At 42.0% G+C, this 22,782-nt stretch carries 23 protein-coding genes; 1 reads left to right on the forward strand and 22 read right to left on the reverse strand.

Going from position 1 to position 22,782, the window contains the following annotated elements; genetic code table 11:
- Positions 1 to 174: 174 nt before the first annotated feature.
- The 8 genes from glmS to ruvB form a co-directional block, all read right to left on the reverse strand.
- Positions 175 to 1,983 carry a glutamine--fructose-6-phosphate transaminase (isomerizing) gene (gene glmS / locus HMPREF2628_RS00665; protein WP_070842062.1) on the reverse strand — a complete coding sequence of 603 codons (1,809 nt, stop codon included), beginning with the start codon at positions 1,981 to 1,983 and terminating at the stop codon, positions 175 to 177.
- A 191-nt stretch (positions 1,984 to 2,174) separates the two neighbouring features.
- Positions 2,175 to 3,554 (reverse strand): 6-phospho-beta-glucosidase, encoded by a 1,380-nt coding sequence (gene bglA / locus HMPREF2628_RS00670; RefSeq protein WP_070842063.1) that lies wholly within the window; start codon positions 3,552 to 3,554, stop codon positions 2,175 to 2,177.
- 98 nt (positions 3,555 to 3,652) lie between these two features.
- Complete coding sequence (locus HMPREF2628_RS00675; protein ID WP_070842064.1) at positions 3,653 to 5,506, reverse strand: proline--tRNA ligase; 1,854 nt, start codon at positions 5,504 to 5,506, stop codon at positions 3,653 to 3,655.
- Between the two features lie 12 nt (positions 5,507 to 5,518).
- Positions 5,519 to 6,778: an RIP metalloprotease RseP gene (gene rseP / locus HMPREF2628_RS00680; RefSeq protein WP_070842065.1), complete on the reverse strand. Its 1,260-nt coding sequence runs from the start codon at positions 6,776 to 6,778 to the stop codon at positions 5,519 to 5,521.
- Positions 6,779 to 6,799: 21 nt separating this feature from the next.
- Entirely contained in the window at positions 6,800 to 7,603 is an 804-nt protein-coding gene (locus tag HMPREF2628_RS00685; RefSeq protein ID WP_070842066.1) for a phosphatidate cytidylyltransferase, read from the reverse strand.
- Between the two features lie 8 nt (positions 7,604 to 7,611).
- The gene (locus tag HMPREF2628_RS00690) at positions 7,612 to 8,370 is read right to left on the reverse strand and encodes an isoprenyl transferase (RefSeq protein ID WP_020901862.1); all 759 of its coding nucleotides are present in this window, start codon (positions 8,368 to 8,370) and stop codon (positions 7,612 to 7,614) included.
- A gap of 346 nt (positions 8,371 to 8,716) precedes the next feature.
- A complete protein-coding gene (locus HMPREF2628_RS00695) occupies positions 8,717 to 9,289 on the reverse strand; it encodes a nucleotidyltransferase family protein (protein ID WP_070842067.1) in 573 nt (190 codons plus the stop codon).
- Positions 9,270 to 10,268: a Holliday junction branch migration DNA helicase RuvB gene (gene ruvB, locus HMPREF2628_RS00700; RefSeq protein ID WP_083320480.1), complete on the reverse strand. Its 999-nt coding sequence runs from the start codon at positions 10,266 to 10,268 to the stop codon at positions 9,270 to 9,272. Before ruvB ends, HMPREF2628_RS00695 begins: the two co-directional genes overlap by 20 nt.
- A 132-nt stretch (positions 10,269 to 10,400) precedes the next feature.
- On the opposite strand from ruvB, the gene HMPREF2628_RS00705 reads away from it, so the two are divergent.
- Positions 10,401 to 10,493, forward strand: a complete 93-nt coding sequence (locus HMPREF2628_RS00705; protein WP_000970294.1) for a type I toxin-antitoxin system Fst family toxin — start codon at positions 10,401 to 10,403, stop codon at positions 10,491 to 10,493.
- Positions 10,494 to 11,321: 828 nt separating this feature from the next.
- Here HMPREF2628_RS00705 and HMPREF2628_RS00710 read toward each other — a convergent pair.
- From HMPREF2628_RS00710 to secY, 14 genes are all read right to left on the reverse strand, one after another.
- On the reverse strand, positions 11,322 to 11,738 hold the full coding sequence (locus HMPREF2628_RS00710; RefSeq protein WP_070842069.1) for a GNAT family N-acetyltransferase: 417 nt from the start codon (positions 11,736 to 11,738) through the stop codon (positions 11,322 to 11,324).
- An 11-nt stretch (positions 11,739 to 11,749) separates the two neighbouring features.
- A complete protein-coding gene (locus HMPREF2628_RS00715; RefSeq protein WP_004269757.1) occupies positions 11,750 to 12,445 on the reverse strand; it encodes a GNAT family N-acetyltransferase in 696 nt (231 codons plus the stop codon).
- A 109-nt stretch (positions 12,446 to 12,554) separates the two neighbouring features.
- Positions 12,555 to 15,056, reverse strand: a complete 2,502-nt coding sequence (gene leuS, locus HMPREF2628_RS00720) for a leucine--tRNA ligase (protein WP_004269756.1) — start codon at positions 15,054 to 15,056, stop codon at positions 12,555 to 12,557.
- Between the two features lie 160 nt (positions 15,057 to 15,216).
- The gene (locus tag HMPREF2628_RS00725; protein ID WP_004269755.1) at positions 15,217 to 15,909 is read right to left on the reverse strand and encodes a histidine phosphatase family protein; all 693 of its coding nucleotides are present in this window, start codon (positions 15,907 to 15,909) and stop codon (positions 15,217 to 15,219) included.
- A 243-nt stretch (positions 15,910 to 16,152) separates the two neighbouring features.
- Positions 16,153 to 17,490 (reverse strand): PFL family protein, encoded by a 1,338-nt coding sequence (locus tag HMPREF2628_RS00730; RefSeq protein WP_070842070.1) that lies wholly within the window; start codon positions 17,488 to 17,490, stop codon positions 16,153 to 16,155.
- A gap of 9 nt (positions 17,491 to 17,499) precedes the next feature.
- Entirely contained in the window at positions 17,500 to 17,766 is a 267-nt protein-coding gene (locus HMPREF2628_RS00735; protein WP_000644130.1) for an ACT domain-containing protein, read from the reverse strand.
- Positions 17,767 to 18,030: 264 nt separating this feature from the next.
- Positions 18,031 to 18,417: a 50S ribosomal protein L17 gene (gene rplQ / locus HMPREF2628_RS00740; RefSeq protein WP_000331493.1), complete on the reverse strand. Its 387-nt coding sequence runs from the start codon at positions 18,415 to 18,417 to the stop codon at positions 18,031 to 18,033.
- Positions 18,418 to 18,428: 11 nt separating this feature from the next.
- Entirely contained in the window at positions 18,429 to 19,364 is a 936-nt protein-coding gene (locus HMPREF2628_RS00745; RefSeq protein WP_000568988.1) for a DNA-directed RNA polymerase subunit alpha, read from the reverse strand.
- A 42-nt stretch (positions 19,365 to 19,406) separates the two neighbouring features.
- On the reverse strand, positions 19,407 to 19,790 hold the full coding sequence (gene rpsK / locus HMPREF2628_RS00750) for a 30S ribosomal protein S11 (RefSeq protein ID WP_001118385.1): 384 nt from the start codon (positions 19,788 to 19,790) through the stop codon (positions 19,407 to 19,409).
- 17 nt (positions 19,791 to 19,807) lie between these two features.
- Entirely contained in the window at positions 19,808 to 20,173 is a 366-nt protein-coding gene (rpsM, locus tag HMPREF2628_RS00755) for a 30S ribosomal protein S13 (RefSeq protein WP_000090781.1), read from the reverse strand.
- 17 nt (positions 20,174 to 20,190) lie between these two features.
- On the reverse strand, positions 20,191 to 20,307 hold the full coding sequence (rpmJ, locus tag HMPREF2628_RS00760; RefSeq protein WP_001808836.1) for a 50S ribosomal protein L36: 117 nt from the start codon (positions 20,305 to 20,307) through the stop codon (positions 20,191 to 20,193).
- 24 nt (positions 20,308 to 20,331) lie between these two features.
- Complete coding sequence (gene infA, locus HMPREF2628_RS00765; protein ID WP_001029883.1) at positions 20,332 to 20,550, reverse strand: translation initiation factor IF-1; 219 nt, start codon at positions 20,548 to 20,550, stop codon at positions 20,332 to 20,334.
- A gap of 116 nt (positions 20,551 to 20,666) precedes the next feature.
- Positions 20,667 to 21,305 carry an adenylate kinase gene (locus HMPREF2628_RS00770; protein ID WP_001050436.1) on the reverse strand — a complete coding sequence of 213 codons (639 nt, stop codon included), beginning with the start codon at positions 21,303 to 21,305 and terminating at the stop codon, positions 20,667 to 20,669.
- A gap of 154 nt (positions 21,306 to 21,459) precedes the next feature.
- Positions 21,460 to 22,770, reverse strand: a complete 1,311-nt coding sequence (gene secY, locus HMPREF2628_RS00775; protein WP_061589619.1) for a preprotein translocase subunit SecY — start codon at positions 22,768 to 22,770, stop codon at positions 21,460 to 21,462.
- Between the last annotated feature and the right edge of the window lie 12 nt (positions 22,771 to 22,782).

Genomic DNA, 22,782 nt, shown 5'->3' on the forward strand with positions numbered 1-22,782 from the left:
AAATCAAAGAGCAAACTAGAAAGCTAGCCGCAGGCTGCTCAAAACAATGTTTTGAGGTTGCAGATGGAAGCTGACATGGTTTGAATTTGATTTTCGAAGAGTATAACACGAAACTTGACTACAAGCAACCGATTTGCTCACAAGAAAAAGCCTAGATAACTAGACTTTTTTAGCTTATTCTACCGTTACTGATTTAGCAAGGTTACGTGGTTTATCCACATCAAGACCACGGTGGAGTGTTGCAAAGTAAGCGACTAATTGCGTTGGCACGACCATTGAAATTGGTGAGAGGTAAGGGTGGACGGTCGTAAGAACGATGTCGTCTGTATCTTTGGCAACATTTTCTTCTGCGATAGTGAGGACTTTGGCACCACGGGCTGCGACCTCTTGGATATTTCCACGAGTATGGTTGGCAAGGACTGGATCTGACAAGAGGGCCAAAACAGGCGTTCCTTCTTCAATCAAGGCAATAGTTCCGTGCTTGAGTTCTCCTGCCGCAAAGCCTTCACACTGGATGTAAGAAATCTCTTTGAGTTTGAGACTTGCTTCCATGGCTACATAGTAATCTTGACCACGTCCGATATAAAAGGCGTTGCGAGTTGTTTCAAGAAGATCACGAACCTTGGCTTCGATGGTTTCTTTCTCTGAAAGAGTTGATTCGATAGACTGAGCTACAATTGACAACTCATGCACCAAATCAAAGGCTTGCGCTTTGGCATTGCCATTTGCTTCTCCGACTGCTTTTGCAAGGAAGGCAAGGGCTGCGATTTGTGCTGTATAGGCTTTAGTTGATGCCACGGCAATTTCAGGACCTGCGTGAAGGAGCATGGTATGGTTGGCTTCACGTGAAAGGGTTGAACCAGGAACGTTGGTCACTGTCAAGCTTGGGATTCCCATTTCATTAGCCTTAACCAAAACCTGACGGCTATCCGCTGTTTCACCAGACTGGCTGATAAAGATGAAGAGTGGTTTCTTGCTGAGGAGTGGCATACCGTAGCCCCACTCAGATGAAATTCCAAGCTCAACTGGTGTATCCGTCAATTCTTCCAACATCTTCTTAGAAGCAAATCCTGCGTGGTAAGATGTTCCAGCTGCAAGAATGTAGATGCGGTCTGCGTCTTGAACGGCCTTGATAATAGCTGGGTCTACAACAACTTGACCAGCCTCATCTGTGTAGGCTTGGATGAGTTTACGCATCACCGTTGGTTGCTCGTCAATTTCCTTTAGCATGTAGTAAGGGTAAGTTCCCTTACCGATATCTGACAAGTCAAGCTCAGCAGTATAGCTAGCACGCTCACGACCATTACCATCATAGTCTTGAACCTCTACACTATCAGCCTTGACGATGACCAACTCTTGGTCATGGATTTCCATGTACTGGTTGGTCTCACGAATCATAGCCATGGCGTCTGAGCAGACCATGTTATAGCCTTCCCCAAGACCAATCAAAAGTGGTGATTTATTCTTAGCCACGTAGATGACTTCAGGATCTTGTGAGTCAACCAAGGCAAAGGCATAAGAACCACGGATGATGTGAAGAGCTTTTTTGAAGGCTTCAAGCACTGACAAGCCATCTTCTTCCGCAAATTTTCCAATCAAGTGAACGGCGATTTCAGTATCTGTTTGCCCCTTGAAATGGTGACCTACAAGGTATTCTTCCTTGATTTCGAGGTAGTTTTCAATGACCCCATTGTGAACCAAGACAAAACGTTCTGTCTCAGAACGATGTGGGTGAGCATTGTCTTCAGTTGGTTTTCCATGAGTAGCCCAACGAGTATGTCCGATACCAGTTATTCCCTCAACACCAGCTGTTTTAGCAGACAATTCTGCAATACGACCAACAGCCTTGACTAGATGGTTTTCATCACTACCTAGGACAAAAATCCCCGCAGAATCATAGCCACGGTATTCGAGCTTTTCAAGACCTTGAATCAAAATATCAGTTGCATTTGTGTTTCCAACAACACCAACAATTCCACACATAGTATATACGACACAGGCAAGCTGTGCTTTCTCCTTAAAATTGGTATAGTCTAATTCCTCTTTTATAGAATCAGCAAAAACAGTATATACTTGTTTCTTTCACTTGTCAAGAGTAAAAATTGGTATAGTTCATATCAACTTCTTATAAATAAAAAACTCTGACCAATTAGGATAATCAGTCAGAGTCCTTTTTAAAATCCATTATTGCCGCTTAATTCCTTGAACCAGTGTCCTGATTTCTTCAGACGACGTTCTTGCGTTTCCAAGTCTAATTCAACCAAACCATAGCGATTTTTATAGCTATTGAGCCATGACCAACAGTCAATAAAGGTCCAGATTAAGTATCCTTTACAGTTGGCTCCATCTTCAATAGCACGGTGCAGTTCACGAAGATGACCTTTTACAAAGTCAATACGGTAATCATCTTGAATCATTCCATTCTCACGGAATTTTTCTTCCCCTTCAACACCCATACCATTCTCAGTCAACATCCACTCAATATTGCCATAATTTTCCTTGATATTTTGAGCAATGTCATAAATCCCTTGTTCATAAATCTCCCAGCCACGATGAGGATTGATTTTACGTCCAGGCATCACATAAGGCTCGTAAAAATGTTCTGGTAAGAGTGGACTCTCTGGATGCTTAGCAAATCGAGGCGCCATAACACGCAAAGGTTGATAGTAGTTGACACCAAGGAAGTCCACTGTATTGTCACGAATGAGCTTCAACTCCTTCTCTGTAGCATCAGGCAAGAGACCGTATTCATGCAAGATTTCTACCAACTCCTGTGGATAAGTCCCCAAAACAGACGGATCTAAGAAAGATTGGGCCTGAAAAAGGTCCGCAATGCGAGCTGCCTTAACATCAGCAGGATGCTGGCTACGTGGATAAGCCGGTGTCAAGTTGAGGACAATCCCAATCTTGGAATCAGGCAAGAGTTCGTGACAAGCCTTAACCGCCCGACTGCTAGCCAATTGTGTATGATAAGCTACTTTAACGGCTGCCTCTGCATCCACCTTATGTGGATAATGGGCATCGTAAAAATATCCAAATTCTACTGGAACGATGGGCTCGTTAAAGGTAATCCATTGATCCACTATATCTCCATAAGTCTCAAAACAAAAACGAGCATAGTCTTCATAGGCTGAGACAGTCGCCTTATTTTCCCAACCATCACCATCCTCTTGAAGGGCAAAAGGCAAATCAAAATGATAAAGATTGACTAAAAGACGAATCCCTTTGGCCTTAATAGACTCAAAAACCTTACGGTAAAAGTCCACACCTTGAGGATTGACTTTCCCACGCCCTTGTGGAAAAATCCGTGACCACTGAATAGAAGTCCGAAAGGCCGTGTGACCAGTTTCTAACAGTAGCTCAATATCCTTTTCCCAGTTTTCATAAAAGGTTGATGTTTTATCTGGACCAATCCCATTATAGTAACGATTTGGCTCCACTTGGTACCAATAATCCCAGAGATTATCTCCCTTGCCGTCACCAGCTACACATCCTTCTGTCTGTGGTCCAGAAGTAGAGGATCCCCAGACAAAATCCTTTGGAAATCTTAGCATACATTTACCTCTTTATCTAGTCATTTTTCCCATTATACAGAAAAAACAAGGTAAAAACTAGTTACATTTTTTCCTTGTTTTTCTTCTGATTATAGTTTTTATTTCTTGCTGAGAATTTCAAGCGTTTCAAGCAAGTTATCTGCATGAACTTCGATGGTGTCACCAGTCGCTTTAATCTTCACTTCTACGATGCCATCGGCTGCTTTCTTCCCAACAGTGATACGGATTGGCAACCCAATCAAGTCGCTATCACTGAATTTGACTCCGACACGTTCGTTACGGTCATCTGTCAAGACTTCGTAACCAGCTTCCATCAAGCTTGCTTCAAGCTTTTCTGTCAAGGCTTGCGCTTCATCATCCTTGACATTGACAGTGATCAAGTGCACATCAAATGGTGCCAACTCTTTAGGGAAGTTGATTCCCCAAGCGTAACGGTATTCACCTTTTGGTGTTTTGTTAACAAAGAGGCGAGCGTGTTGCTCCATCACTGCTGAAAGGAGACGGCTGACACCGATACCGTAACATCCCATGATAATTGGCACAGCACGGCCATTTTCATCCAAAACATCTGCTCCCATGCTTGCTGAATAGCGAGTGCCGAGTTTGAAGATGTGACCAATTTCGATACCACGCGCAAAGTTAAGGACTCCTTGCCCGTCTGGGGAAATTTCACCTTCACGAACTTCACGTATATCCACATATTCTGCAGTAAAATCACGGCCTGGGTTCACACCAGTCAAGTGATAGCCATCTTCGTTAGCACCGACAACTGCATTATGGACATCTTGCACCTTACGATCTGCAATAATTTTAACATTCTCTGGCAAACCAACTGGTCCAAGTGAACCAAAACCTGCTTGAACAAGATTCGCCACTTCTTCTTCACTAGCAACGTCAAAGAAATCTGCTCCCAAGTGGTTTTTCAACTTGACTTCGTTGAGTTGGTCATTTCCAACTAGAAGGGCTGCAACAAGTTCACCATCTGCCATGTAGAAGAGGGTTTTAATTGTTTGTTCTTCTGGAATGTTGAGGAAGGCTGCAACTTCATCGATTGATTTAACATCTGGCGTTGCAACACGAGTCACTTCTTCTTCAGCGACGACACGGTTGCTTGGTTTGTACTCGTTTGTTGCCATTTCCAAGTTAGCCGCATAGCTAGACTCACTTGAGTAAGCAATGGTATCTTCACCAGAAACCATCCATTTGAGCAATTCTGCCTTGATTTCTTCTTGCACTTCTGCAGGAATTTCGTCAAATGAGGCAACTGACTTGTCCAAGACAACCCAGCGGTCAAGGTCTGTACGAGCAGGTGTAATGGCCATAAATTCTTGGCTGTCCTTACCACCCATAGCTCCACCGTCACCAATGATAGCCTTGAAATCTAAACCACTACGAGTGAAAATACGCTCATAAGCAGCCTTGTACTCATCATAAACACTGTCCAAACTATCATAGTTAGCGTGGAAACTGTAAGCATCTTTCATGATGAACTCACGTGTACGAAGAAGTCCATTACGTGGGCGTTTTTCATCACGATACTTAGGCTGGATTTGATAAAGATTAAGTGGCAATTGCTTGTAAGACTTAACAGAATCACGGACAATAGCTGTAAAGGTTTCTTCGTGAGTTGGACCTAGAATGAAGTCTGATTTTTCACGGTTTTTTAGTTTGTAAAGGTCCTCACCATAAGTTTCGTAACGACCTGATTCGCGCCACAATTCTGCACTGAGAAGGGCTGGAGCTAACATCTCAACGGCACCAATCTTGTCGAATTCTTGGCGCATGATATTTTTAGCTTTTTCAATCACACGGTTGGCAAGTGGTAGGTAAGAATAAACACCTGCTGAGACTTGGCGAACATAACCAGCTCGCAACATGAGAGCGTGGCTGATAACTTGAGCATCGCTTGGCATTTCGCGAAGCGTTGGGATAGGCATTTTACTTTGTTTCATAATATTCCTCGATTATCTAAAAAAGAGTCGCATAATGTCATTCCAGGTCACAGCTAGCATCAAGACAACCATGATAACTACACCAGCCATGGTGACATAGGTTTCAATTTCTTGTTTAAGGGGTTTCCGGCGGATAGCCTCTAGGATATTGAGCACAATCTTTCCACCATCCAAAGCCGGGATCGGAATCAAATTAAAAATTCCGATATTGATGGAAATCACAGCTAGGAAGTAGAGGACATTCTCAAGACCATTTTTAGCAGCATCGCTACTTGCCTTAAAAATGGCAACGGGGCCACCGAGTTTGTTCAAATCTGGATGGAAAATCAAGTTTTTCAGAGCCGAAAGGATACGGAGCCCTGAGTCAGCAGCAGTTGTAAATCCACCAACAAACATGGACAGGAGGTCTGACTTGACTCTCGGTTGAACCCCGAGAATATAACGTCCTTGACTTTCTTCCGGAGTAACAGTGACTTGTTTGTCACTCCCCTTTTCAGAAATAGTCACATCCAAAGTCGGGGTTGTCTTATCTTTGGTTTCTGATTCCACAGCCTGAATCAAACTTTCCCAGTTGCTAATCTCATGTGAGCCGATCTTGGTAATCTGAGCTGTTTCTGGCACTCCCACCTTAGCCAAGGCCCCTTGAGGCATGACATGGAACTGGTTGCTATCAACATCTCTGACACCACCCTGCATAAAGATTAAAATCCAAAAAACAACGATACCTAAGATAAAGTTGTTCATAGGACCTGCAAAATTGGTAATGAGTTTGCCCCAGATAGTCGCATTTTGATATTGAACATCTAAAGGTGCAATCCGAACCTCAGTACCATCTGCTTCCACAACCGTTGCATCGTGATCTACTGCAAATGTTTTTTCTTCTTCCAGAACCAATCCTTTGATAAAGAGCTTGTCTTCAAAGTCAAACTGGGTCACCTGCATAGGAAGAGCTGTTTGATCCAATTTTTTACCTGAAAGATTGATGCGTTTAACCTTACCATCATCAGTAAGGGTCAAACTGACAGGAGTTCCTGTCTTAATTTCAGTTGTATCATCACCCCAACCGGCCATGCGAACATAGCCACCCAGAGGCAAGATTCGAATGGTATAGGCCGTTCCATCCTTGCCAGTGTGAGCAAAGATCTTGGGTCCCATACCAATGGCAAATTCACGCACTAGAATCCCTGATTTCTTGGCAAAGTAGAAGTGTCCAAACTCGTGCACCACCACAATAATCCCGAAAACCAGAATAAAGGTTAAAATTCCGAGCATAGTATTTCCTCCGTCTTTTGATTAAAAGAGTCCAAACAAGTGCATAATTGGAAATACGAGCAGCATACTATCGAAACGATCCAAAACACCACCATGTCCAGGGATAAATTTCCCAGAATCCTTGACACCAAAGTGACGCTTGATCGAACTTTCTAGTAAATCACCAAATTGTCCAGCAATGCTAAAGAAAATAGCAAAGACTGACATCTTGTAAATTCCATACGGAAGAGCAACTGTATTGTCAACCATCATAAAGATGATGGTTACTAAAATAGCACCTAAAATGCCACCCAAGGCACCCTCAAAGGTTTTATTTGGAGAAACCGTTGGAGCTAGTTTCCGTTTCCCAAAGTTCATCCCAGTAAGATAGGCACCACTGTCGGTAGCCCAGACGATACACAAGGCCAATAGAGCCTTATCTAAACCTGCAACGCGAGCATCTAGTAAAGCATTAAATCCAAAGCCTACATAGAAACTCATAGCAAGAGGAAAAACAGCATCCTCAATCGTATAAGACTTGCTAAAAACGGTCGTTCCTAACATAATTGAAATCAAAACACTATAAGCAACCACATTCCCATCAACTGGCAAAAAAGTCAGATAATTCTCCAAGGGAATGGTTAAGGAAAAGGTTGCAAAGAGGGTCAAGAGGCCCTCCATAGTCATGGTCTCTAGACCTCTCATCTTCAAAAGTTCATGCATGGCTAGCATGGCTATGATTCCAATTGCTATCTGAAGCAAGAGTCCACCAATCATTAAAATTGGTAGGAAAATAGCCAGGGCAATCCCTGCAAACAAGGTTCTTTTCTGTAAATCCTGTGTCATATTTCCTCCTAAACTCCTCCAAATCGGCGTTGTCGACGATTGTAGGCAAGAATGGCTTCCTGCAAGGCCGCCTCGTCAAAATCAGGCCACAAGGTGTCCGTAAAATAGAGCTCACTATAGGCTCCCTGCCAGGGAAGGAAATTACTCAAACGCAATTCTCCACTAGTACGGATAATCAAGTCCGGGTCTCGTAACTCCTTAGGTAAATGCTGGGTAAAAAGATAATTACCAATCAATTCCTCTGTGATGTCACCTGGGTTGATTTTGGCATCTAACACATCCTGGGAAATCAACTTAAGAGCCTGTGTAATCTCAGCACGTCCACCATAGTTGAGGGCAAAATTAAGAATCAAACCTGTGTTGTTCTTAGTCAATTCCTCAGCCTTGGTCAGAGCTTCAAAGGTTTGCTTAGGTAGGCGATCCGTTTCCCCAATCATTTGAATCTTAACATTATTAGCATGCAATTCCGGGACATAATTGTCATAAAACTCTACTGGCAAGTTCATGATAAACTTGACTTCCTGATCCGGACGGGTCCAATTTTCCGTAGAAAAAGCATAAACCGTAATAACCTTAACGCCTAGTTTGTTGGCTGCCTTAGTCACAGTTTGCAATGCTTCCATGCCCGCCTTGTGTCCGAAGACTCGCGGTTGCATACGTTTTTTTGCCCAACGGCCATTGCCATCCATGATGATGCCGATATGAGCAGGAACCTGTGTCGGAACCTCAACTTCCACAGCCTTATCTTTCTTAAAAAATCCAAACATGATCTTATTCCTATTCAAAAATCTATCATTTCATTATACCATATTTCCCCATTTTCTTCTATCACTAAGCTATTTATACTCTTCGAAAATCAAATTCAAACCACGTCAGCGCTATCTGCAACCTCAAAACAGTGTTTTGAGCAGCCTGCGGCTAGCTGCCTAGTTTGCACTTTGATTTTCATTGAGTATTATTCTCAGGCACAAAGCCCATTTCCAAAAAAATAAGCCGCCTGATTGGGCGACTCTATTTTTTTATAGGGAGATTATTATGAAAAAGTTTTAGGAGTTTAAGTTAAGGTCTTCTTAACTTATGGACTTAGTATACACTTCCTAGCTTAAAGTTTCCTTAAGTATTTTTAAAAATCAAATTTTTCCATTTCTCCTGCCAATTTTTCTTGGATAATCGTGTTTGATAGAGCTTCATTCGGTCTTCATTCTCTAAAAAATGAGGAGTTGGACGAACTTGAAAATTCAAAATATTCTCCAAACCATAAGGTGCATAGAGTTCAAAATCGGATTCTTCATTCAAGCGAAGTCCAACTGCCGTACACCGTTCTGGATACTTACTCATAGCATCACGGGAACTGCTATAGGGAGCAGTATGAGGGCTATGCTGGTGCATATAGACTTGATTTTTCAATTCCCACTGGTACTGCGGAAAATCGGCTCTCAGCTTTTTCTCTAGGGACAAGGTTTCCTCATAAGAAATATCCGGATCAAAGAAAATCACATCTACATCTGTTTCACAGTCAAAAGATGATTTGTCTGACAAGAGATTCCAGATGAAATTTCTGACAGAACCTGCTGCCAACCACGAGTCTTTCAGACCAAGGTTTCGGATAGTTTCTAGAATAGCCATCATATCCGGATTTTCTCTAAAAGCCTCTAGAATTTCTTGCTCATTTTTCACTGTATTCATAACCTAAATGCTCATATGCCTTAGCAGTCGCCATCCGTCCAGACCGTGTCCGCATGATAAAACCTTTTTGAATTAAGTAAGGCTCATACATGTCTTCCACCGTCTCGCGCTCCTCGGCAATATTGACAGAGAGAGTTCCTAATCCGACAGGGCCACCACCGTACATCTCAATCATGGTGCGAAGGATTTTCTGGTCCACATAGTCCAAACCTTCATGGTCAACATCCAGCATAGTCAAAGCCTTATCGGTAATAAGATCATCGATAACCCCATTCCCCATTATCTGGGCAAAATCGCGCACGCGCTTGAGGAGACGATTGGCAATACGAGGGGTTCCACGACTACGCAAGGCCAGCTCGGATGCTGCCTCATGAGTGATTTTCATCTCAAAAATATCTGCCGTCCGCTCAACAATTTCCGTCAAGTCAGCATGGGCATAATACTCCATATGACCTGTAATCCCAAAACGTGCCCGTAGCGGATTTGACAGCATACCAGCCCGAGTCGTCGCACCAATCAAGGTAAAAGGTGGCAACTCCAAATGAACACTGCGACTGCCTTCACCAGCCCCAATCATGATATCAATGTAGAAGTCCTCCATGGCACTATAAAGCACCTCTTCCACAGACATGGACAAGCGATGAATCTCATCAATAAAAAGGACATCCCCAGGCTCTAAGTCATTCAAAATCGCTACCAAATCCCCAGCTTTTTCAATGACTGGACCCGAAGTCTGCTTAAGATTGACACCTAGTTCGTTGGCAATAACAAAAGCCATGGTCGTTTTCCCCAAGCCTGGAGGTCCAAATAAGAGCACATGATCTAGCGCTTCATCCCGCATTTTGGTAGCTTCTATAAAGATTTGAAGCTGGTCCTTAACCTTATCCTGTCCAATATATTCACGTAAATACTGAGGACGGAGCGTACGTTCTACTAACTCCTCATCCCCCATTATCTCATTATCTAAAATTCTACTCATGGCTCTATTATATCAAAAAACCAAGCCACAAACAAAAAAGCCACCCGATTGGTGCCTCCCGAGTTTAACACTTATGTGGAACAATATTCTACGGCACTGCTACACCGCCTACGAAAGGAGGTGAGATAGCCCATGATGGAACTAATCCTTAAAACTATCATCGGACCGATTGTGGTCGGTGTCATCCTTCGCTTAGTCGATAAATGGCTAAACAAAGATAGATAGTGTCAAAAAAGACCCCGAGCTTAATGTGGAAGTTAGCTTGGGGTCTTTTCTAGTCCATGATATAGAACTAATCCTTAATTCCTCTCCATTATCCCACAGTTCACGAATTTTGTCAAATGTTTATATTCTCGACTTTTCAAGCTTTAACCACTGTACAACAAAACGGTCAAGATTAAGAGAAAGTTAGGGATTCTATCAATTTCATAAAAATTTTGATCTCGTAAACGAAGAGACAAGCTTACATGTCACTCCTCATTTAATACGTCACTACTGGACAAGTAAAATCGTCATTACAATAGTTCCATTCCTTCAATTAACAGTCACCTACAATCAAATTAAGGTTGAATTCACTTAAATAGCAACAAACCTATTTCTTAGTCATATTCGCTAAAAAGATCCCCGCCAATTCCCCGACCAAAATCCGAAAAATACCGGAAAATATCGGAAAATTATTTTTAGAATAGTCCCAAAAAGCCTGAAATAGAGCCAAAAAACTCCACCTGATTGGGTGGAGTTAAGGGAGATTATTATGAAAAAGAAAAGTTTAGGATTTTATTAAATAAAGTTAGGAGGTCTTTATTTAATAATTATATGATACAAGACGAAACTTAAAACTAGCTTAACTTTTCTCAAATTCTACCATTTTTAAAAAAATTTCTATCAGCATCACCTCACCCTACAAAAAAGCCACCTGATTGGGTGACTTCATTAGGAGATTATGATGAAAAAAGTTTTAGGATTTCATTAAATAAAGTTAGGAGGTCTTTATTTAATGACTATATGATACTAGACCATCCTTAAACTTTGCTTAAGAACAAACAAGGTTTGTTATTTTTCTCTGTTTACCCAAATCATTCCTGTACAGTCATAGGTGGATAAGGTTTCAAAACCCATAGAACGATAAAATCCTACATTTTCTTCTGTCTGTTCTGTCGCCAGCTGGACTTGATAAGCCTCTTTAAAATCCTCTAAAGCCTCTTTCATCAAGGAGCTACCAATCCCTTGGCGCTGATAGCTAGGTAAAACAATCAAATCCTGTACAAAAACTGATGAAAAACCATCTCCAACCAAACGAATCAAGCCCACCACAGCATCACCATCAAGTGCCAGATAAATTACTAATGAATGAGACAAGGACTGCTCCAGCATCTTAGGTTGATTTGTATAATTTGTCCAACCGACAGCCTGATAGAGATGCAAAACATCCTCGAGCTTGACGATTTCTTGCTTTCTAATAGTTATCATGTCATCACCTCTTAGAGTTCTCTCAAGTTCTTGTGCTGTCGTCCATTTTTATCAAAGTTTTCAGGACGCAACCATGTTTCCAAACGATCTTTGACTTTTGGCCAGTCCTTATCAATCATAGACAACCAATCCGTATCCCTCGTACGCCCCTTATAAACCACTGCCTGACGGAAGGTTCCTTCATAAATAAATCCCAAACGCTCCGCAGCTCGTCTGGATGGCAAATTAAGAGAATCACATTTCCACTCATAGCGACGATAGTGGAGTTCTTCAAAAACATAGCGAGCGAGGAGATACTGGGCTTCAGTTCCTATCCGTGTTCCCCTGAGCTCTGGAGAAAAAGTGACCGCCCCCACTTCTATCACTCGGTTATTCTGATCAATGCGCATGAGAGAAAAAGTTCCCAAAGCCTTACCAGTTGCCTTGTCTATGATTGCATAGTAAAAACGGTCCTTACGAGCCAACATCTGATTTAAAAGGCTGACCAGTTCCTCCATGTCTGCTACTGGCTCCTGAAAGAGGTAAGTCCACATCTCCCGAGGCGTATCAGGGCCATAAACAGCTAATAAATCCTCCGCATGCTTTTCCACCGAAAGAGCTTCTATTCGAGCATAACGCCCTTCTAAGAAATCAATAGCAGGCAATTCACCTGGTGTATAACCTTCCATTGACTCCCCGATCATCTGACCATATTCGTTTACTGGCATCTTATTCTCCTTGTTTCGCTTTCCAAACTTTATAGTTGCACATAGTATATCATACTTTCATAACAAGATTCAAAAAATCCTCCAGATTCTACTCTGAAGGATTTCTATCTTATTTCACAACGATATTTACCAGCTTGTTAGGTACCGCAATTACTTTCACGATGTCCTTGCCGTCGATCTCTGCTTTGACTTTTTCATCAGCGAGAGCAATTTCTTGTAATTCTTCGCGTGATAGATCTTTAGCGACCATGAGTTTGGCACGGACTTTTCCTTTGATTTGGACAACGATTTCGATTTCGTCTTCAACCAATTTACTTTCGTCCCATGTTGGCCAAGCCACGTAAGAGATTGACTCACCTGTTGCTGCAACTGTTTGCCAGAGCTCTTCTGCCAAGTGAGGCGCAAATGGTGCAATCAATTGAATAAAGCCTTTGGCGTAGTCTGCATAAAGCTTGTCTTCCTTGTTAGCCGCATTGACAAAGACCATAAGTTGGGCAATGGCTGTGTTGAATTTGAGGGATTCGATTTGCTCTGTGACAGCTTTAACGGTTTCGTTGTAAACCTTGTCGAGAGCGCCATTGTTTTCCGCAACAATATCCTTACTTGTAATCAAACGGTAAACACGGTCAAGGAACTTACGACTTCCTTCCAGACCTTCTTCAGACCAAGCGATTGAAGCATCAAGTGGGCCCATGAACATTTCATAAACACGAAGGGTATCGGCACCGTATTGTTCCACCACATCGTCTGGGTTTACAACGTTCTTAAGGGATTTAGACATCTTGGCTGGTGCTTGCTCCAACTCTTCGCCTGTTTCCACATGGAAGAAGGAACCGTCACGTTTTTCAACCTTATCGGTTGCCACAAGAGCGCCACGGTGGTCACGGTAGCTTGTTCCCAAAATCATTCCTTGGTTAAAGAGTTTTTGGAATGGTTCTTTAGTTGGAACAACACCGAGGTCAAAGAGGAATTTATGCCAGAAACGAGCGTAGAGCAAGTGAAGCACAGCGTGCTCTGCACCACCCACGTAGATATCTACTGGCAACCATTGTTTGAGAAGATCCTCATCGGCCAATTTCTCAGTATTGTGCGGGTCAATATAGCGGAGGTAGTACCAGCTTGAACCAGCCCACTGTGGCATAGTATTTGTTTCACGACGACCTTTGACGCCATCTTCACGAGTCACTTCAAGCCAATCTGTCAAGTTAGCTAGTGGACTTTCACCAGTACCTGAAGGGCGGATGTCCTTGGTTACTGGCAAGACAAGTGGCAATTCACTTTCAGGGACAGCTGTTGAAGTTCCATCTTCCCAATGAATGATAGGAATTGGCTCACCCCAGTAACGTTGACGGCTAAAGAGCCAGTCGCGGAGACGGTAGGTGACCTTCTCTTGTCCACAGCCTTTTTCTTCCAACCAAGCCACAATCTTGGCAATAGCATCTTCTTTGTTGAGTCCATCTAGGAAGTCTGAATTGACATGAAGTCCATCTTCTGTGTAGGCAGCTTCTTCAACGTTTCCACCTTCAAGTACTTCGACGATTGGAAGGTCAAATTGTTTGGCAAATTCCCAGTCACGTTGGTCATGGGCAGGGACAGCCATAACGGCACCTGTTCCATAGCTAGCAAGAACATAATCCGCAATCCAGATTGGAATTTCCTTACCATTGACAGGGTTGACGGCATAAGCACCAGTCCAAACCCCTGTTTTTTCTTTAGCAAGGTCTGTACGAGCCAAGTCAGATTTGAGGCTAGCTTGGTGTTTATAGTTTGCTACAGCCTCTGCTTGCTCTGAACTTGTGATAGCGTCTACTAATTCATGTTCAGGAGCCAAGACAGTGAAAGTCGCACCGAAAAGGGTATCCGGACGAGTAGTAAAGACTGTAAATTCCTTGTCTGTTCCTTTTACTTTGAAAGTTACATTGGCACCAGTTGATTTCCCAATCCAGTTTCGTTGCATGTCCTTGATAGACTCTGGCCAATCTAGTTCATCTAAGTCATTGAGCAAACGCTCTGCGTAAGCCGTGATTTTGAGCATCCATTGGCGCATTGGCTTGCGGACAACTGGATAGCCTCCACGCTCAGACGTTCCATCAGGAAGAACCTCTTCGTTGGCGATGGCTGTTCCCAATTCCTCAACCCAGTTTACTGGCACTTCCGCTTCATAGGCCAAGCCTTTTTCGTAAAGTTTAGTGAAAATCCATTGTGTCCACTTGTAGTAATTTGGATCTGTCGTATTGACTTCACGATCCCAGTCGTAAGAAAATCCAAGCGCATTGATTTGACGTTTGAAGTTAGCAATGTTTTCCGCTGTAAATTCTGCTGGGTCATTCCCCGTATCCATAGCATATTGCTCTGCAGGCAAACCAAAAGCATCCCAACCCATTGGGTGAAGGACATTGTAGCCTTGCGCACGTTTGTAACGGCTGAGGATATCGGTTGCTGTGTAACCTTCTGGGTGTCCTACGTGCAGACCCGCTCCAGACGGATAAGGGAACATATCGAGAGCATAAAACTTCGGTTTTGATGCATCTGTCCCTGTCTTAAATGTATGATGTTCTGCCCAGTAGCCCTGCCACTTAGGCTCAATTTCTTTATGATTGTAAAAACTCATGGTCTCTCTCCAATTTTGTGATGTTACTATTATACCATTTTTGAGGGAATTTGAAAGACGAGAAATGTTCTTTTAGACTTGGATAGCAAGAAAGACCGAATCGCAAATCCAACTTATTTAGCAGTATAAAAAATTAGCTCACATTTAGAGCTAACTTCTATTAACTATTTGTCTCTTGCATCTTCTCCCGTCCTAGTTCTCGGTAACTACGGTCGCCGACAACCTCAACGCTAAACTGACCATCCTCATATTCAAGGATCGTCACGCTACCATTATCTAGACCATGCGGATGCATGCCATTAATCAGATACACAATGGTTCCAATGGTCATTCCGTGGCTGACAACAAGGGCGTTGCCGCCGCCTTGTTCTTCCATTTCTTTAGCAATCGCTTCAAAGCCTTCTTTGATACGGCCACTGAGTTTTTCCCAGCCTTCAGCCCAACCAGCTGTATCGACCTCTACCAAGCCCTCAGCCAGTTCAGCATAAGATAATTGGTGAACGTGTTCCACATTAAAGATACGAGGAATAATGCCCATGAAAAGATCGCCATCGTAAGCTCCATCAAAACTACCGAAACACCATTCTCTGATACGCTTGTCCATGCGATAAGGGATTTTCCCCTGCAAGCCAAGTTCTTCAAGAATGATTCCCATTGTCTGAATGGTGCGCCCTGAATCACTCGAATAAGCGCGCTCAAACTGTAGACCAGATTCTCGCAAACCGATTCCTAATTCTTGAATTCCTCGTTCACCTTCAGCTGTTAAGGGAGTATCGCTCCAACCTTGCGCGCGACCAATCGTGTTAAACATAGTCTTGCCATGACGTACCAAATACAATCGTACTTTTACCATTTTCCGTCCTCCGTTTGCTTCTATTATATCATGGATGATAAAACAAAAGCCACCCAGACAGGCGACTTTTGCAGGAGATTATTATGAAAAAGTTTAGGAGTTCATTAAATAAAGATATTAGATGAAAATCAAATTCAAACTAAATCAGTGTTATCTGTTTCAAATAATATTAGGAGGTCTTTATTTAATGATTATAGTATACACATCCAACCTTAAATAGAACTTAAAATTTCTCCTATTTTCTTAATTTTTAAAACTATGAATTGGTGCTGGGATTTGGCCTCCACGAGAAATGAAATCGACAGACGAAGCTCCATTGACTTTCATTACTGGAGCTGTACCAAGAAGACCACCAAACTCAATCATATCGCCTTCTTTTCCTTTTGGAATGATACGAACAGCCGTTGTTTTCATATTGATAACACCAATTGCAGCTTCATCTGCAATCATGGCCGCAATGGTTTCAGCTGGTGTATCCTCTGGAATGGCAATCATATCCAAACCAACAGAACAGATAGCCGTCATGGCTTCTAGTTTTTCTAAATTAAGAGAACCATTTTGCACTGCAGCAATCATTCCCTCATCCTCAGAAACAGGGATAAAGGCACCAGACAAACCACCGACTTGGTTGCAGGCCATAACTCCACCCTTCTTAACTTGGTCATTCAAGAGAGCCAAGGCAGCCGTCGTCCCATGCGTACCAACTGTTTCTAGCCCCATTTCTTCAAGGACACGTGCAACAGAATCTCCAACCGCAGGAGTTGGCGCCAAGCTCAAGTCCACAATACCAAATTCCACACCCAGTCTCTCACTGGCCATTTGACCAACCAATTGACCGATACGAGTGATTTTAAAGGCAGTTTTCTTAACTGTTTCGGCTACTACGTCAAAGCTCTCTCCACGAACTTTTTCCAGAGCACGCTTCACCACACCAGGACCAGAAACTCCGACATTGATGATAACATCTGCTTCCCCAACACCATGGAAGGCACCCGCCATAAATGGATTGTCCTCAACAGCATTAGCGAATACAACCAACTTGGCTGCCCCCATATCAGATAGAGTTGCCGTTTCCTTGATAATACGTCCCATATCTGCGACAGCCGTCATATTGATACCAGACTTGGTTGAGCCGATATTGACTGACGAGCAGACCTTGTCCGTTTCAGCCAAAGCACGAGGAATAGAATTGATGAGAATCTCATCTCCCTTTTGGTACCCCTTTTGTACCAAGGCAGAGAAACCACCAATAAAGTCCACACCGATTTCTTTCGCAGCCCTATCAAGCGCTTTTGCCAGAACCACATAGTCCGTCGCATCTGTCGCTGCCCCAATCAGAGAAATGGGAGTCACCGATACACGCTTATTAACGATTGGAATTCCCAACTCAGCTGCAATTTCATCGCCAACAGCCACTAAATTAGCCGCCTTGGTCGTAATCTTTTGATAAATTTTCTCCGCAGCACGATTGATATCTGGATCGATACAGTCTAATAGAGAAATCCCCATGGTAATAGTTCTGATATCGAAGTTTTGCTCCTCAATCATGGCAATGGTTTCAGTAACTTGTCTAATATCCATGATAACCTCCTAGATATTATACATAGCTTCGAAAATCGCTGCACTCTGAATATTGATTTTCACATTCAAAGTTTGCCCAAAAGCTTCAAATTCATTACGAAGATAGGTAAAATCTTGCTTTTTATCACTAGAGACGACAGCCATCATCGTGAAATATTCATCCAAGACAGTTTGAGAGATATCGTCTATATTCAAACCCAATTCTGCAATTTTTCCAGAAACACCTGCAACAATTCCAGATTTATCTTTACCAACAACAGTTATAATCGCTTTCATAAGCAAACTCCAATTCTTCTTATAATAAGAAACCTGAACATTAAACAGGATTCTTTTCAAATAGTATAGCATAATTCTAACGAAAATACTCAAAAACGCCTGCTTACGAAGTTGTTCTTAAGAAAAAAACAATTTCGTAAACAAGCGTCTACTATCCCAACTTATGATGAGTGTTCCCGCTAGGACCGAAATCCTAGCGGTAGACCAGAGCTAGACTAAGAGCACAAGACTCCATCATCATAACACTCAACAAAATTGATGATTTTATACTAATTCGATGATCGCCATTGGCGCTGCATCACCACGACGTGGTTCAGTTTTAAGGATACGAGTGTATCCACCGTTACGTTCAGCATAACGAGGTGCGATTTCTGAGAACAATTTTTGAAGTGCTGTAGTAGAAGTGTACTTATCAGTTGCTTCATCATAGTTTTCAGATGCGATTTCATTACGTACGAAAGCAGCTGCTTGACGACGTGCATGCAAATCACCACGTTTACCTAGAGTAATCATTTTTTCAACAGTTTTACGGATTTCTTTAGCACGAGCTTCAGTTGTCACGATTGATTCGTTGATCAAAAGGTCAGTTGTCAAATCGCGAAGCATTGCTTTACGTTGTGAGCTAGTGCGTCCTAGTTTACGGTAAGCCATGTATTCCTCCTTTATTTATCTTTTAATCCAAGACCCAAATCAATGAGTTTGAGTTTCACTTCTTCCAAACTCTTGCGTCCAAGATTTCGTACTTTCATCATCTCTGCTTCAGATTTTTCTGTCAAATCATGCACAGTATTGATACCGGCACGTTTCAAACAGTTGTATGAACGCACAGACAAGTCCAGTTCCTCAATCGTACGATCCAAAATACGATCGTCAGATTCAGTATCAGCTTCTTTCATCACTTCAGTTGACTTAGCAATCTCAGTAAGATTTGTAAACAAATCAAGATGTTCTGTCAAAATACGTGCTGAAAGCCCTAAAGCATCTTCTGGAATAATTGTTCCATTTGTCAAGATTTCAAGGGTTAATTTGTCAAAACCATCGTTGCTACCTACACGAGCAGGTTCCACTTGATAGTTGACTTTGGTAACTGGTGTATAAATAGAATCTACAGCAAGTGTCCCAACTGGTGCATTATCTTTTTTATTTTCATCAGCAGGTACATATCCACGACCACTGTTAACAGTCATAGTCGCTTTTAGCGAAGAACCTTCACCGATTGTAAAGAGATAATGATCTGGATTTACAATTTCAATATCGCTATCTGTCAAAATGTCACCGGCTGTTACTTCAGCAGGACCTTCAACATCTAGTTCGATGATTTTTTCGTCTTCAACGTACGATTTCACTGCAATTCCTTTAATGTTCAGAATGATTTGCATCACGTCTTCACGAACACCTGGAACTGTGTCAAACTCATGTAACACACCATCAATATTGATAGATGTCACAGCTGCTCCTGGTAGAGAAGCTAGAAGTACACGACGAAGAGAGTTACCAAGAGTTGTACCGTAGCCACGTTCAAGTGGTTCGATTACAAACTTGCCATAATCTTTATTTTCATCAATTTTTGTTATATTTGGTTTTTCAAACTCGATCATTTAGTTACTCCCTCTTAAACGAAAAGCAGTGTAATGCGATGATTATACACGGCGACGTTTTGGAGGACGAGCACCATTGTGTGGCACTGGAGTCACATCACGAATTGCTGTTACTTCAAGACCAGCGGCAGCAAGCGCACGAATAGCTGACTCACGACCAGAACCTGGACCTTTTACAGTAACTTCAACTGATTTAAGACCGTGTTCTTGTGCAGATTTAGCAGCAGCTTCAGAAGCCATTTGAGCAGCGAATGGTGTAGATTTACGAGAACCTTTGAAACCAAGAGCACCAGCTGATGACCAAGCAATTGCATTACCATGCACATCAGTAATCATAACAATAGTGTTATTAAATGTAGCGTGAATATGAGCAATACCAGATTCGATATTCTTTTTCACACGACGTTTACGTGTTGGTTTAGCCAAGACTTTTACCTCCTATATTATTTTTTCTTACCAGCAATCGCAACAGCTTTACCTTTACGAGTGCGAGCGTTGTTTTTAGTGTTTTGTCCACGGACAGGAAGTCCACGACGGTGACGGATACCACGGTATGAACCGATTTCCATCAAACGTTTGATGTTCAAGTTTACTTCACGACGAAGGTCACCTTCAACTTTGATTGCATCCACTTCACGACGGATAGCATCTTCTTGATCTGATGTAAGATCACGTACACGAACATCTTCTGAGATTCCAGCAGCAGCCAAAATTTTCTTAGATGTTGCAAGTCCGATACCATAAACATAAGTCAATGAGATTACTACGCGTTTGTCATTTGGAATGTCAACTCCAGCAATACGAGCCATGTTTTCTCCTTTCTATCTTATCCTTGACGTTGTTTGTGTTTTGGATTTGCTGGGCAAATTACCATAACACGACCATTACGACGAATAACTTTACAGTATTCGCAAATTGGTTTGACCGATGGTCTTACTTTCATTTCTTATCCCTCCAAGTTTTTCGATTATTTAAAGCGGTAAGTGATACGTCCACGTGTCAAGTCATATGGACTCATTTCGACAGTAACACGATCTCCCGCTAAAATACGAATATAGTTTTTACGAATTTTACCAGAAACTGTTGCTAAAATCTGATGTCCATTTTCAAGTTCAACCGTAAACATTGCATTCGGCATTGTATCAACTACTTTGCCTTCAACTTCAATCACATCGTCTTTTGCCACGCAAAAGCACCTCCATAAATTTCGATTCGATGCCTCTAGACACAGAGACAACAATTATAAGTCAGACTATCTCAGTATAACATTTGTAGCGGATTTTTGCAAGTGTGAAAAACGCTTTATTTCAAATTTGTCAATACTTTTTCGATATCTGAGAAGACATCATTGATATCTTGATTACCTTCGATGTCATGAACCAAACCTTTGGCACGGTAGTGAGCAATGATTGGTTCCCCTTGAGCAATATTCACATCCAAACGACGTTTTACTGTCTCAGGCTTATCATCTTCACGTTGGTAGTAATCTTCTTCTTTATAGTCAACTGGTGGGTTAAAGACCTTGTGGAAAGTTTCTCCAGTTACTCGGTGGATGATACGGCCACTCAAACGTTCCAAGAGGCTGTCAGGGTTCACTTCAATGTTGATGACACCTTCTAGTTCAATGCCAAGTTCAGCCAATGTTTTGTCCAAGGCATGAGCTTGTTCGATTGTACGTGGGTAACCATCCAACAAGAATCCTGTTTCTTTAATATCATCTTGTGAAAGACGTTCTTTTACGATCCCATTTGTAACTTCGTCAGGAACCAATTCACCCTTGTCAATGTATGACTTGGCAAGAACACCCATTTCAGTTTGATTTGCCATAGCAGCACGGAACATATCACCTGTTGAGATATGTGCAACATGGAATTGTTCTACGATTTTTGCTGCTTGAGTTCCCTTACCTGCACCAGGTAAGCCCATAATCAAAAGATTCATGATTTGATCTCCTTATTTTATTTTTAAATAGAAGCAAAAAGTCTTTTCACTCCTATTTAAAAACAAAATAGAAGAGGGGAGACCAAACTCTTACAAATGTTAGAGTTAAACCTCCACTCCCTCAGCATTTACTATTCAAGTAAATACTTCTATTTTATTCTGTTCTATCCATGAAACCAACATACTTACGTTTCAGTAAGTAACCTTCTAATTGCTTGATTCCTTCAATACCTGTAGAGATAATGATCAAAAGACTAGTACCTCCAAAAGCAACTGCTTCTGAAAGTCCAAAGATATCTTTTGCCACAATCGGTAATATGGAAATCACACCAAGGAAAAGGGAACCAACAGTTGCAAGACGACGAAGAAGTTTAGACATATATTCTTCTGTACCTTTACCAGGACGGACTCCGTGGATATAGGCACCGCTCTTTTGTAGGTTCTCTGCCGCTTTTTCAGGATTAATCTGTACAAACGTATAGAAGAATGTAAAGAGAATAATCAACAAAGCATACATGGCAATACCAGTTGGTGAAGTTGTTGCCAGCATTTCTTGTGCTGTTCTTACCCAAGCCCAATCATGACCTGTAGCGCTCAAAAACTGAAGAATAGCCGCTGGCGCTGCAGTAATCGAACTTGCAAAGATAACAGGGATAACTCCAGCAGGGTTTACCTTCAAAGGAAGGTAAGAGCTAGATGGAGCACCTTGTGCAACCTTAGTATATTGGATTGGAATTTTGTATTCTGCTTGTTGAACATAAGTTGTAAAGTAAATGATCAACAAAACAGTAATAATCAAAATGATTACGAAAATGATAGATGAGTTGATACGGCTACTTGGGACGTTCACAAAGTAGTCCACATAGATGCCCTGAATCATCTCTGGAATTGAGGCAACAATCCCGGCAAAGATAATCATAGAAACACCATTTCCGTATCCCTTATCTGTAATTTGCTCTCCCAACCAAGTCACAATCATGCTACCAGCTGTTAAGATGATACCAATCATGATAAAGACTTGTGGAGTAAGAGCTGTTTTCAACAATTGAGCTCCAGCCAAAGTATTAAAACCAGCTGTAATCCCGATAGATTGCACAAAGGCTAGAACAAGAGCAATATAACGAGTAGCTTGATTTAATTTTCTTCGACCTACTTCCCCTTGTTTACCCCACTCTACAAACTTGGGTAAAATATCCATTTGCAAGAGTTGGACAACGATAGAGGCCGTAATGTAGGGACTAACACCAAGAGCAAAAACTGAGAAGTTTTTCATGGCATTCCCTGACACCAAGCTCAACATGTTTAAGAAGGATAATCCACTTAAAGCATTCAAGCTATTAGCATTCACACCGGGAACTGTAATGCTAGTTCCGATACGAAAGACCAAAACGATAAAAATTGTAAATAAAATTTTTGATCGAACCTGCTTGACTTTAAGAGCTTCTCTTAATAATTTAAAAAACATAGGTCACCTCTC

It is taken from the genome of Streptococcus sp. HMSC063B03 (genome assembly GCF_001836965.1).
Lineage (GTDB): Bacteria > Bacillota > Bacilli > Lactobacillales > Streptococcaceae > Streptococcus > Streptococcus pneumoniae_F.